We start from the raw sequence: 264 nt of genomic DNA on the forward strand, positions 1-264 counted from the left end.
TCACTATGCTCACCTACCATCTGTTAGTACAGAGGATATGGTGCAGCTGATGCGGATTGATAAAACGCTTGGCGCTGATCGTATCGCAGGCTATATCGATAATGCTTATGACACGGTCAATGGCGACTTACCTGTCACCTTTTTTAGTCTGCTAACTCTACAGCGCCATCTAGCTGATAAACGGATGCTCCCAGACAAATTCGCACGCACTTATAAACGCGCAATCATGAATGAGGCCGCCGCGCTTATTGCTGATAATTATGT

General features: G+C 46.2%; 1 pseudogene. It reads left to right on the forward strand.

The features are described from left to right. Positions 1-264, forward strand: a pseudogene (locus AAEY75_RS15645) (hypothetical protein); the annotation flags it as partial.

The sequence above is a fragment of the Psychrobacter sp. TB55-MNA-CIBAN-0194 genome (genome assembly GCF_040309505.1).
GTDB classification, from domain to species: domain Bacteria; phylum Pseudomonadota; class Gammaproteobacteria; order Pseudomonadales; family Moraxellaceae; genus Psychrobacter; species Psychrobacter fozii.